13 protein-coding genes and 2 pseudogenes (1 of these 15 only partly in view) are annotated in these 11,871 nt (G+C 52.2%); 7 read left to right on the top strand and 8 right to left on the bottom strand.

All coding sequences use genetic code 11. The annotated features are described in order from the left end of the window. On the top strand, window positions 1-107 hold a 107-nt coding region (locus QZF50_RS14005; protein WP_044068647.1), incomplete at its 5' end, for a hypothetical protein. A 41-nt stretch (window positions 108-148) separates the two neighbouring features. On the opposite strand, the gene yafV is transcribed toward QZF50_RS14005, so the two are convergent. After that, window positions 149-919: a 2-oxoglutaramate amidase gene (yafV, locus tag QZF50_RS14000; protein WP_061892096.1), complete on the bottom strand. Its 771-nt coding sequence runs from the start codon at window positions 917-919 to the stop codon at window positions 149-151. 180 nt (window positions 920-1,099) lie between these two features. On the opposite strand from yafV, the gene ivy reads away from it, so the two are divergent. Continuing rightward, entirely contained in the window at window positions 1,100-1,546 is a 447-nt protein-coding gene (gene ivy, locus QZF50_RS13995; RefSeq protein WP_001308392.1) for an Ivy family C-type lysozyme inhibitor, read from the top strand. Between the two features lie 42 nt (window positions 1,547-1,588). Here ivy and fadE read toward each other — a convergent pair whose 3' ends face one another. Continuing rightward, window positions 1,589-4,033, bottom strand: a complete 2,445-nt coding sequence (gene fadE / locus QZF50_RS13990) for an acyl-CoA dehydrogenase FadE (protein WP_000973065.1) — start codon at window positions 4,031-4,033, stop codon at window positions 1,589-1,591. A gap of 239 nt (window positions 4,034-4,272) precedes the next feature. On the opposite strand from fadE, the gene lpcA reads away from it, so the two are divergent. Beyond that, window positions 4,273-4,851 (top strand): D-sedoheptulose 7-phosphate isomerase, encoded by a 579-nt coding sequence (lpcA, locus tag QZF50_RS13985; RefSeq protein WP_000284050.1) that lies wholly within the window; start codon window positions 4,273-4,275, stop codon window positions 4,849-4,851. A 205-nt stretch (window positions 4,852-5,056) separates the two neighbouring features. Next, on the top strand, window positions 5,057-5,824 hold the full coding sequence (locus tag QZF50_RS13980; RefSeq protein WP_000333380.1) for a class II glutamine amidotransferase: 768 nt from the start codon (window positions 5,057-5,059) through the stop codon (window positions 5,822-5,824). Here QZF50_RS13980 and dpaA read toward each other — a convergent pair. The 3 genes from dpaA to dinJ all read right to left on the bottom strand — a co-directional run bounded on the left by dpaA (window position 5,795) and on the right by dinJ (window position 7,232). Beyond that, window positions 5,795-6,535, bottom strand: a complete 741-nt coding sequence (gene dpaA / locus QZF50_RS13975) for a peptidoglycan meso-diaminopimelic acid protein amidase (protein WP_001225679.1) — start codon at window positions 6,533-6,535, stop codon at window positions 5,795-5,797. The genes QZF50_RS13980 and dpaA overlap by 30 nt on opposite strands. 155 nt (window positions 6,536-6,690) lie before the next feature. Then, window positions 6,691-6,969 carry a type II toxin-antitoxin system mRNA interferase toxin YafQ gene (gene yafQ / locus QZF50_RS13970; RefSeq protein ID WP_000615982.1) on the bottom strand — a complete coding sequence of 93 codons (279 nt, stop codon included), beginning with the start codon at window positions 6,967-6,969 and terminating at the stop codon, window positions 6,691-6,693. A gap of 2 nt (window positions 6,970-6,971) precedes the next feature. Then, complete coding sequence (gene dinJ, locus QZF50_RS13965) at window positions 6,972-7,232, bottom strand: type II toxin-antitoxin system antitoxin DinJ (RefSeq protein ID WP_290388895.1); 261 nt, start codon at window positions 7,230-7,232, stop codon at window positions 6,972-6,974. A 185-nt stretch (window positions 7,233-7,417) separates the two neighbouring features. On the opposite strand from dinJ, the gene QZF50_RS13960 reads away from it, so the two are divergent. Further along, window positions 7,418-8,191 carry a C40 family peptidase gene (locus QZF50_RS13960; protein ID WP_000543899.1) on the top strand — a complete coding sequence of 258 codons (774 nt, stop codon included), beginning with the start codon at window positions 7,418-7,420 and terminating at the stop codon, window positions 8,189-8,191. A 56-nt stretch (window positions 8,192-8,247) separates the two neighbouring features. Here QZF50_RS13960 and QZF50_RS13955 read toward each other — a convergent pair whose 3' ends face one another. From QZF50_RS13955 to QZF50_RS13945, 3 genes and pseudogenes are all read right to left on the bottom strand, one after another. Next, a complete protein-coding gene (locus tag QZF50_RS13955) occupies window positions 8,248-8,604 on the bottom strand; it encodes a type II toxin-antitoxin system HicB family antitoxin (RefSeq protein ID WP_001030484.1) in 357 nt (118 codons plus the stop codon). Beyond that, window positions 8,597-8,875 (bottom strand): type II toxin-antitoxin system HicA family toxin, encoded by a 279-nt coding sequence (locus tag QZF50_RS13950; RefSeq protein ID WP_000598760.1) that lies wholly within the window; start codon window positions 8,873-8,875, stop codon window positions 8,597-8,599. The genes QZF50_RS13955 and QZF50_RS13950 overlap by 8 nt, the downstream gene beginning before the upstream one ends. A gap of 104 nt (window positions 8,876-8,979) precedes the next feature. After that, window positions 8,980-10,692, bottom strand: a pseudogene (locus QZF50_RS13945) (flagellar biosynthesis protein FlhA); the annotation flags it as partial. On the opposite strand from QZF50_RS13945, the gene lafU reads away from it, so the two are divergent. Together lafU and dinB are read left to right on the top strand one after the other, a co-directional pair. Then, the gene (lafU, locus tag QZF50_RS13940) at window positions 10,664-11,449 is read left to right on the top strand and encodes a putative lateral flagellar export/assembly protein LafU (RefSeq protein WP_000207574.1); all 786 of its coding nucleotides are present in this window, start codon (window positions 10,664-10,666) and stop codon (window positions 11,447-11,449) included. The pseudogene QZF50_RS13945 and the gene lafU sit on opposite strands and share 29 nt — an antisense overlap. Before the next feature lie 70 nt (window positions 11,450-11,519). Then, window positions 11,520-11,871 (top strand): annotated as a pseudogene (gene dinB / locus QZF50_RS13935) (DNA polymerase IV) (it continues 705 nt past the right edge of the window).

Here is an 11,871-nt window from a genome sequence, read left to right as displayed (position 1 = left end):
TGACGAATGATAAGGTATTCAAGGCAGGGTTAAGACGTAAGATGCGAAAAGCAGCTATGGACAGAAACTATCTGGCGTCAGTCCTTGCGGAGAGCGGGCTTTCGTAGTCTTACCCCGACTCTCCCCCAGCCTTAAACACAACCCCCACTCACCGCAACCTAAACTCATCCGCATCCTGCCATGCCGGAAACTTTTCTCTATATTCCCGCAATGCCACCATCGACAGCTCCGCATCAATGCGCGTTGCCTGATGCGCGTCGGCAGTAGCGATAATCTCGCCCTGCGGGTTAATCACCCGGCCGTCACCGCGATAATGGCAGCCGTTGCCATCGCTGCCGACGCGATTGCATCCCGCCACATACGCCTGATTCTCAATCGCGCGGGCCGTCAGCAATGCCTGCCAGTGCAGAGAGCGCGGAGCAGGCCAGTTGGCAACGTAGATGGCGAGGTCATAATCGTTGAGATTGCGCGACCACACCGGAAAACGTAAGTCGTAGCACACCAACGGCAAAATACGCCAGCCGCGCCATTCCACAATCACTCGCGCATTGCCCGCTTTATAATGTAGATGCTCATCTGCCATGCGGAACAGATGACGCTTATCATAAAAATGTACCGTGCCGCCCGGCTCAACCAGCAAAAAGCGGTTAACCGAACCAGACTCCGTTTGTAATGCAACACTGCCTGCAATCAGCGCATTGCACTGCTGCGCCTTAGCTGTCATCCAGTTCACTACGTCATCTTGTGCTAGCGACGAAGCTGCCGCTTCCATGGCAAAGCCGCTGGTAAACATCTCCGGTAGAACGATCACATCGCGCCCGGTAATACCTTCCAGTTGACGATCAAAATGACGCAGGTTGGCAGGGCCATCCATCCACACCAGTGGTTGCTGCAAAAGCGTAATCTTCAAACCAGGCACGGTGTACAACTCCTTTATGCGAAGGGTTTTATAACTTTAACACCTTATCAGGCAGTTGCCTTAGCGCAGAATAAATTGATAACAAATGCTGATATTGGAAATATCTGATTTGCAAATTATCGTGTTATCGCCAGGCTTTAGAAGGTTAATAACATGGGCAGGATAAGCTCGGGAGGAATGATGTTTAAGGCAATAACGACAGTCGCCGCTCTGGTCATCGCCACCAGTGCAATGGCGCAGGATGATTTAACCATTAGCAGCCTTGCAAAGGGCGAAACCACCAAAGCTGCATTTAATCAGATGGTACAAGGGCATAAGCTGCCTGCCTGGGTGATGAAAGGCGGTACTTATACTCCCGCACAAACCGTAACGTTGGGAGATGAGACGTATCAGGTGATGAGCGCGTGCAAACCGCATGACTGTGGCTCGCAACGTATCGCTGTGATGTGGTCCGAGAAATCTAATCAGATGACGGGGCTGTTCTCGACTATTGATGAGAAAACGTCGCAAGAGAAACTCACCTGGCTGAATGTGAACGATGCGCTTTCGATTGATGGTAAAACGGTGTTGTTCGCGGCGTTGACCGGCAGCCTGGAAAACCATCCGGATGGCTTTAATTTTAAATAATTAGCGGATAAAGAAACGGAGCCTTTCGGCTCCGTTATTCATTTACGCGGCTTCAACTTTCCGCACTTTCTCCGGCAACTTTACCGGCTTCGTCGCCAGCTCTTCCGGATCAAAGTCATCAACGTTAATACTGCGCAGACGGCTTTCTTCAGCTTTCACCAGAATAGCGGCTTCATCTTTATCAATCAGCCCCTTCGCCAGCGCGTTGTGCGCCAGTTCATCCAGACGGGTAAACGGCAGGTTTTTACCCAGCTCTTTACAGATCCGCTGATGAATTGGGTCGGCGGCAATCACATCCACCAGCGCCTCTTCCAGCAAGCCAACCGGATTATGCTCGCTCGGCGTCAGGTACTGACCGCGACCAATGCGGGAACGGGTGGCGTTCGGCACTTGTAAAATCTTCGCCACTTTATGATCCAGCTTGTCAGAAGGTGCCAGATAATGACGTCCGGTCGGGAAGATCACCACATTCAGCAGCCCGGCAACCACGCGGTTCGGGAAGTTTTGCAGTAAATCATCCATCGCCTGTTCAGCCTGATACAGCGCATCTTGTACGCCCCAGTGCACCAGCGGCAGGTCGGCTTCATTACGGCCTTCGTCGTCATAACGCTTCAGCACGGCAGAGGCGAGGTAGAGCTGGCTTAAAATATCCCCCAGACGGGCCGAGATGCGCTCGCGACGTTTCAGGCTGCCGCCCAGCACTGCCATCGAGACATCAGAAAGCAGGGCGAGGTTGGCGCTCAGGCGGTTCAGGTGCTGATAGTAGCGTTTAGTGGCATCGCCGGTTGGCGTGCTGCTGGTTAAACCGCGCGTCAGGCCCAGCCAGAAGCTGCGAACTTTGTTGCTACCGACGTGACCGATATGTTTGAACAACAGTTTATCGAACGCGTTGACGTCATTGTTCTTCGCCGCTTCCATCTCTTCCAGCACGTACGGATGGCAACGAATCGCCCCTTGTCCGAAGATCATCATGCTGCGGGTCAGAATGTTAGCCCCTTCAACGGTGATGGCAATCGGTGCGCCCTGGTAAGCACGCGCCAGGAAGTTGCTTTGCCCGAGCATAATGCCTTTGCCACCAGTGATATCCATCGCATCAATAATCGACTGCTGCCCGCGGTGGGTACAGTGATACTTAACGATAGCCGACAGCACGGCAGGTTTTTCGCCGAGCATAATGCCGTAGGTAATCAGCGATGCCGCAGCATCCATCACGTAGGCATTACCGGCAATACGCGCCAGCGGCTCTTCAATCCCTTCCATCTTACCGATAGAGATTTTGAACTGACGGCGAATGTGAGCATACGCGCCCGTTGCCAGCGCTACCGATTTCACGCCGCCGGTTGAGTTGGAAGGCAGGGTGATGCCGCGGCCTACCGAGAGGCACTCCACCAGCATCCGCCAGCCTTGCCCGGCCATTTTCGGCCCCCCGATGATGTAATCGATCGGTACGAAGACATCTTTACCGCGCGTCGGTCCGTTCTGGAACGGTACGTTCAGCGGGAAGTGGCGACGACCAATTTCCACGCCCGGCGTGGTGGTCGGGATCAGCGCACAGGTAATACCTAAATCTTCTGCGCCACCCAGCAGCTTTTCCGGGTCGGAGAGTTTAAACGCCAGCCCAAGCACAGTCGCAATCGGTGCCAGCGTAATATAGCGTTTGTTCCAGGTCAGACGCATCCCCAGCACCTGCTGGCCCTGCCATTCGCCCATGCAGACAATCCCGGTGTCCGGAATCGCGCCCGCATCGGAACCCGCTTCCGGGCTTGTCAGTGCAAAGCAAGGGATCTCCTGACCACGCGCCAGACGCGGCAGATAGTGATCTTTCTGCTCGTCAGTGCCGTAATGTTGCAGCAGCTCGCCCGGGCCTAATGAGTTCGGCACGCCGACGGTAATAGCCAGGATCCCGCTCACGCCGGAGAGTTTTTGCAGCACGCGAGACTGGGCATAAGCTGAGAACTCCAGTCCGCCGTACTCTTTTTTGATAATCATCGCGAAGAAGCGATGCTCTTTAAGGTACGCCCACAACTCCGGCGGCAGATCCGCCAGCTCATGAGTAATCTGGAAATCATTCGCCATCCGGCAGGCTTCTTCTACCGGGCCGGCGAGAAACGCTTGCTCTTCGGCGGTCAGGCGCGGCTGCGGATAGTTATGCAGCTTTTTCCAGTCCGGCTTGCCCTGGAACAAGTCGCCCTCCCACCAGGTGGTGCCCGCATCAATCGCTTCTTTCTCAGTGCGCGACATCGGCGGCATCACCTTACGGAAACCGCGAAATACCGGCGCGGAAATCATCGACTTACGCATAGGCGCAAAGTTAAATGGCACGAGGATAATGGCCAGAGGCACCAGTACCCACGCCGACCACAGACCAGCAACGCCGAGGGCGGCTGTCCAGGCGAGCAAAATCAGACTGCTGATAAATAAGCTCACGCGGTGATAGAACAACGCGCCGAGCAGGACAACCGTAGCGAGAATACTCAAAATCATCATAACGAAAAGCCCCTTACTTGTAGGAGGTCTGACCACTTGTGATGATATGGTTGTAGTGGATGTAAAAACATTTAGCAATGTGTTTACAATATAATTACAACAAAGCTCACATTGTTGCTGTTTTTATCCGCACTTCAGGTCAAAAAGTCCTGGTCATAGCACCTGCCCGTACTTCTCGCTTTTGGCGGTATCCGGTACACTGCATTTTGTCTATTACATTTATGCTGAAGGATATCCTCATGTACCAGGATCTTATTCGTAACGAACTGAACGAAGCGGCGGAAACGCTGGCTAACTTTTTAAAAGATGACGCCAATATTCACGCCATTCAGCGCGCGGCGGTCCTGTTAGCAGACAGCTTTAAAGCCGGTGGCAAAGTGCTTTCCTGCGGCAACGGCGGTTCCCATTGCGACGCTATGCACTTTGCCGAAGAGTTGACCGGTCGCTACCGTGAAAACCGTCCGGGCTACCCGGCGATTGCTATTTCTGACGTTAGTCATATTTCCTGCGTCGGTAATGATTTCGGTTTCAATGATATTTTCTCCCGCTACGTTGAAGCGGTAGGTCGCGAAGGCGATGTACTGCTGGGGATCTCCACCTCCGGTAACTCTGCAAACGTGATCAAAGCGATCGCAGCGGCGCGTGAGAAGGGGATGAAAGTGATCACCCTGACCGGTAAAGACGGCGGCAAAATGGCTGGCACGGCGGATATCGAAATTCGCGTACCGCACTTTGGTTATGCCGACCGCATTCAGGAGATTCACATTAAAGTGATCCATATCCTGATCCAGTTAATTGAAAAAGAGATGGTTAAGTAAGTCTGGCGTAGGCCGGATAAGGCGTTTACGCCGCATCCGGCACTTGTGCGCTGATGCCTGATGCGATGCTGACGCGTCTTATCATGCCTACAAATCTGTACCCGAACCGTAGGCCGAATAATTCGTTTACGCCGCATCCGACCTGAAAATTCTTAAATCAATCTTCGCCGGGGGCCATGCGCTCCCGCTGTTGTGGAGGTTACCCATGTGCGAATTGCTCGGGATGAGCGCCAACGTCCCTACCGATATCTGCTTTAGTTTCACCGGACTTGTACAGCGTGGTGGTGGAACCGGGCCACATAAAGATGGCTGGGGCATTACCTTTTACGAAGGTAAAGGCTGTCGCACATTTAAAGATCCACAACCCAGCTTTAATTCCCCCATCGCCAAACTTGTCCAGGACTACCCGATAAAATCCTGTTCGGTGGTGGCTCATATTCGCCAGGCTAATCGGGGCGAGGTGGCGCTGGAAAATACTCACCCATTTACCCGCGAGTTATGGGGGCGTAACTGGACTTATGCCCATAACGGACAACTGACGGGCTACAAATCACTGGAAACCGGCAACTTCCGCCCGGTCGGTGAAACCGATAGCGAAAAAGCCTTCTGCTGGCTCCTGCATAAATTAACGCAGCGTTACCCGCGCACACCGGGCAACATGGCGGCAGTGTTTAAATATATCGCCTCACTGGCGGATGAACTGCGGCAGAAGGGCGTTTTCAACATGCTGCTTTCTGACGGGCGCTATGTGATGGCGTATTGCTCGACTAATTTACACTGGATCACCCGCCGCGCGCCGTTTGGCGTGGCAACGCTGCTGGATCAGGATGTGGAAATCGACTTCAGCTCGCAGACCACACCGAATGATGTGGTCACGGTGATTGCAACACAGCCGCTGACGGGCAATGAAACCTGGCAAAAGATTATGCCAGGCGAATGGCGCTTATTTTGCCTCGGGGAGCGTGTAGTTTGATGCCAGTTGTGGCTGCACAACTTCGTGGCTTAACGGCTTGCTGACCACGTAACGACCATTGACCACAGAAACGGTCGGTGGCTTACGGGTTTGCTCAAAGTAGTCGTAACCCGGCTTCAGTTGCTCCCAGAAGTCCTTAAAGTTGGAATATTTATGGCGCTTCATATTGGCGTCGGTCATGCGGAACGGGTAAATACTCACTTGCACGCTCGGCTGACCAAACACCAGCGCACCAGTAACGAACTGGAAGATCTCATCAATACCCTGATTGGTCATTGCGTAGCAGCCGATGGAAACACAATCGCCGTGGATCATCAGGTATTTCCCTTCATAACCATGCGCACGGTCATAGGCATTGGGGAAACCAATATTAATCGCTTTGTAGTAACGGCTGTCTGGTTTTAACTGATTACGCTGGACGCTATAAAACCCTTCCGGGCTTTTGAAATCGCCCTGACGCTGTTTTGGCCCTAAGCCGCCGGAATATTTACAGATTTTATAACTGTCGAGCAGCTGATATTGCTCGCCCATTTTGACGTAGAGATCGAGCGTACGTTCTTCCTTGAAGATCTGGATGTAGACAGGGGATCCCATCAACTGCTGCTTATACTCTTTGCTCACTGGCGTGGTCGAGCTACTGCTGCCCAGCAAACCGGCAAACGAAACGCACGGGATCAACAACATCGCAAGAATTAATGCGATTTTACGCATACTGCTTATTCCTTGATAAAACGGTTACACACGCCAGGACGGCAAAATAGATCCCAAATCGGAATAGTCTGGATTTGGAAGGCTCACATTATCACCAAAAGAGTTTTACGCAAGCCTGTCGGCGCAGGGTTTACAAATTTCATCGGCAGCGTGCTTTACCCAAAGAGCGCCGCGTGAGTTCCAGTTCTCTCAAATCGTAAAAGTTTATCGGTAAGTTTGTAAATCAGGATCCAGTCCGGTTCGACATGAGCATCGCGATAACCTTTCCATGAACCTTGCAGCGGGTGGTCTTTATAAACAGCTGGAAGCGGTAAAGTATTATTGATAAGAAGCGTCATAAGATATTTCAATTTATTCATATCCTTATGACGCTTTTGTGCAACTTTTACATCCTTTGAAAATTGTCCCGAGTATTCAATATCCCTTTGAATCATATTTAAATTCCTAATTTATCAAATAAATCATCGGCGTCTTTGGCCTTATGAACATCAACGCCAGCTTCGCTGTTTTTGATTGATTGAATGGTTAATTGATTAGGCTCGCGTAAATCAAACGGCAATGCCTTTTCACGCGCGCCCTTTGTGAGGGTTATGCGAACCAGGTCAGAGATGGTCAGCCCCATCCCGGCCAGTACGTCCGCCGCCTGATTCTTCAGATCTTCATCGATTCGGGCGCGAACAAATGCGTTAGCAGCCATTGGGGTATCTCCTGTGCTGTATATTTATTCAGCTTGAATTGTAGCTCAAATGAGCAACAGCGACAATCCATGAGTAATTTAATAAACGGATGTTTTTACATAATTAACTGAAATATATTTATTAATTTTATAATAATGGTTTATTAAGTTTGTTCAGGTACGGGCCGGGATACACTGCAACATCAATGCATGATCAGCCATTATTGAGTATGTCCTTGCCGTCGATTCCCTCTTTTGTGTTGTCGGGATTACTGTTGCTTTGCTTGCCGTTTTCTTCATTTGCCAGCGCCACCACATCACATATCACTTTCAGCTACGCCGCCCGCCAGCGGATGCAAAATCGTGCGCGTTTATTAAAACAGTACCAAACCCATCTGAAAAAACAGGCCAGCTATATTGTGGAAGGCAATGCCGAAAGCAGAAGGGCGCTACGCCAGCACAACCGCGAACAGATAAAACAGCATCCAGAATGGTTTCCTGCGCCGCTCAAGGCGAGTGACAGACGCTGGCAGGCGCTGGCGGAAAACAACCATTTCTTAAGCAGCGACCATCTGCATAACATCACCGAAGTGGCGATTCACCGTCTGGAGCAACAGCTTGGCAAGCCTTACGTCTGGGGCGGTACGCGGCCCGATCAAGGCTTCGACTGTAGCGGGTTAGTTTTTTATGCCTACAACAAGATCCTTGAGGCGAAACTCCCACGCACGGCTAATGAGATGTATCACTATCGCCGGGCAACCATTGTGGCGAATAACGACCTGCGCCGGGGAGATTTGCTATTTTTCCATATCCACAGCCGCGAGATTGCCGACCATATGGGGGTGTATCTGGGCGACGGTCAGTTTATTGAGTCACCGCGCACCGGGGAAACCATTCGGGTAAGTCGGTTAGCTGAACCTTTCTGGCAGGATCACTTTTTAGGCGCGCGGCGGATATTGACGGAAGAGACGATTTTGTAAATGGGTAATATTGACGAACTGGCAAAAGGTCGGATGCCACGCGGCATCCGACCTGTTTACATCTGGGCTGAAAACTCACGTTCTAAGACATCAACAATGAGCTGGTTTTTTGAAATGGAATGTTGTCTGGCGACGATGGTCAGCCGCGAATCAATGTGATGAGGAACACGAAGCGTCAGGCGTTTTTGCTCTTCTTCTTCACGAAAAGGGGCAATACCGTCCTCTTCACAATCCGCCATCCACTCATCCAGCGCGCTTTCGCCTTCACGATATAATGCCTCAATACTTGTGGCTACAAAGTCACAATAACCGTTTACATTGAGGAACTTGCCGCGAAATGCGTTGATATCGGCTTCAAATGTCACTGCGGCTGGTTGACCTTTAATTGTGATAATGTTCGATGCTTTATTCATAATCTACCCCTACACAGTTAACAAACCACTCCTTAAGACCTGCTACTGCGCCTTTATCCATCACATTCTTTGGATGTGGCTCATGTGTGCTGAATTTGGTCGTTCCAATCTGAAATTTTCGTCTGGAGCCGTTGTTATTTTTTATTGTTCCACCCACAGCTTTAATGAGTGCAACAACATCATCCCATTTAATTCCAGATTTTGGCGGCTCCGTCATTACATCGTCGAATGTTTTTCTATGACGAGAACCTAGCGCGCTGACCTTAATCATACTATCAATCCATGACGTCATTGTATGGTGTCATCGTAGTCTCTTTGCAGTGTGACGTCAATTAATGGTGTCAGGTGCTGCAAAGCATGGAAAAGAATCCCCCATCAACTCAACGCCCCCATAATCTTCAACTCCAGCTCATCCGGCACTTCGTTATACGACAGCACATGCAGCCCCGGCGCAAACAACCTTGCATAACGCGCCAGCAAAGGGCGCAGCTGCGGTGGCACCAGCAGCACCGGGTCTTTCCCCGCCGCTTTCATCTGCTCTTTCACCTGTGGCATCGTACTCTGGAACTGGTTGAGCATATTCGGGTCCACTGGCACGCTGTCGAGCATCACTTTACCGCCCTGTTGCGCCTGATTCACTAGGTTAGTCAGCAGATTTTCCAGCTCATTATTCAGGGTATACACCGTCAGCTCCTGCTTGCGAACGAACGGATGGGTAATGCTGCGCCGCAGCGCCAGGCGCACATCGGCTGCCAGCAGAATATGATCTTTGGTCACCGCGCTACTGGCGACCAGCACGGTGGCGATGGTGACGATATCGCGCAGGGAAACGCCTTCGGTCAGCAGCGCCCGGTACACTTTCAGCAACTGGCTGTAATTGAGCACCGCGCTTAAATCCTCCGCCAGGCGCGGTGCCATCGACGCCAAACGGTTATGCAACTGCGTAATATCGTCATAGTTAAATAAATCAGGAATATAGCTGCGCACAATCTTATTTACATGGGTAGCAATCACGCTGGCGCTGTCGATCACCTGATACCCCATATTCAGCGCCTTCGCTTTCTGCGCAGGCTGGATCCAGGTCACCGGCATCCCGTACGCCGGGTCGTTCCCCAGCACGCCGTCTATCTCGCCGTAGGTTTCGCTGGAGGGCAGCGCCATCAGTTTATCCGCCGGAATATCCGCTTCATCAGCCTTAATGCCGTTGATGAAAATAGCGTACTGGCTGGGCTTAAGGCGGAAGTTTTCCCGAATGCGGATCTCCGGCAGCAGCACGCCGTTGCCGTCGGATATCACCTGTCGCACGCCGCGAATACGCTGGGTGAGCGGGTTGCCCTGGGCTTTGTCCACCAGCGCCACCAGCTTGTAGCCGAGGCTTAAGCTGATGGGCTCGATCAGCGGAATGGTTTCCCAACTGACCTGTTGCTCGCTGGTTTCGGTGATGGTGCGGGTCAGCGTTTCGAGACTTTTCTCTTCCGCTTCCGCCGCCTGCGGGCGTTTGCTCATCCGCCAGCCGGTAAAGCCAAGCAGGGCGCTGAACAGCAAAAACGGCAGATGTGGCATTCCAGGCACTACCGCCAGTACGAACATAATTCCGGTAGCGGTGTAGAGCACCGATGGGCTTGCCAGCAACTGGTGACGCACGTCATGGGCGATATCGCCGTTGTCGCTGACGCGGGTGACGATAATCGCCGCCGCGGTGGAGAGTAGCAGGGAAGGGATTTGCGCCACCAGCCCGTCGCCGATGGTCATCAGCACATACTGCTGGAAGGCGGCGTCGGCGCTCAGGTTGTATTTGAAGATCCCGATACAGACGCCGCCGATCAGGTTGATCGCCAGAATCATCATCCCGGCGATAGCATCCCCGCGCACAAATTTCGATGCCCCGTCCATCGCGCCGTAGAAATCGGCCTCGCTGGCAACATCTTTACGTCGGGTTTGTGCCTGCGCCTGATTGATCAACCCGGCATTAAGATCGGCGTCAATCGCCATCTGCTTACCGGGCATCGCATCCAGGGTAAAGCGGGCTGAAACCTCGGAAATACGCTCGGCCCCTTTGGTGACGACAATAAAGTTGATTGTCAACAGCGTCAGTAAATCCGAGCGTGAAAGCATTATCGCCGCGCTGCACGGGCAGTCGATTTTTAACGGTGGTGGGCTGTCGCCGTTAAATAAAATCAGCCCGTCTCATCCGCCAAAACCTGCCACCGTGGCGGTGCCGGAAGAGACGGAGAAAAAAGCGCGTGACGTCAATGAGAAAACGGTGCTGCTGAAGAAGAAATCCGCCACCGAGCTTGGCGAGCTGGCAACCAGTATCAACACCATTGCCCGTGATGCGCATATGGAAGCGAATCTGGAGATGGAGATTGTCCCGCAGGGATTACGCGTGCTGATTAAAGACGACCAGAATCGCAATATGTTCGAACGCGGCAGCGCGCAGATTATGCCGTTCTTTAAAAGGCTGCTGGTGGAGCTCGCGCCAGTTTTCGACTCGCTCGATAACAAAATTATTATTACCGGGCATACCGATGCGATGGCCTACAAAAACAATATCTACAACAACTGGAACCTTTCGGGCGATCGCGCGCTTTCAGCTCGTCGGGTGCTGGAAGAGGCCGGAATGCCGGAAGATAAAGTGATGCAGGTAAGCGCAATGGCGGACCAGATGCTGCTGGACGCGAAAAATCCGCAAAGCGCGGGCAACCGGCGCATTGAGATTATGGTGCTGACCAAAAGTGCGTCCGATACGCTGTATCAATACTTTGGTCAGCATGGGGATAAAGTGGTGCAGCCGCTGGTGCAAAAGCTGGATAAGCAGCAGGTGCTTTCACAGCGAACGCGCTAGATGCTGAATCTTTACGCATTTCTCAAACCCTGAAATCACTGTATACTTTACCAGTGTTGAGAGGTGAGCAATGCGTAAAATCATTCATGTGGATATGGACTGCTTTTTCGCAGCGGTGGAGATGCGCGACAATCCCGCCCTGCGCGATATCCCTATTGCTATTGGCGGCAGCCGCGAACGTCGGGGGGTGATCAGCACCGCCAATTATCCCGCGCGTAAATTTGGCGTACGTAGCGCTATGCCGACAGGGATGGCGCTCAAATTATGCCCGCATCTCACCTTGCTTCCGGGGCGCTTTGACGCCTACAAAGAAGCCTCAAATCATATTCGCGAAATTTTCTCGCGCTACACCTCGCGCATTGAACCGTTGTCACTGGATGAAGCCTATCTCGATGTCACCGATAGCGTCCATTGCCACGGTT

The sequence above is a fragment of the uncultured Escherichia sp. genome (assembly GCF_948475835.1).
Lineage (GTDB): Bacteria > Pseudomonadota > Gammaproteobacteria > Enterobacterales > Enterobacteriaceae > ECMA0423.
The sequence above is the reverse complement of the archived record's forward strand: the minus strand, read 5'-3'. Positions and strand labels throughout refer to the sequence as shown.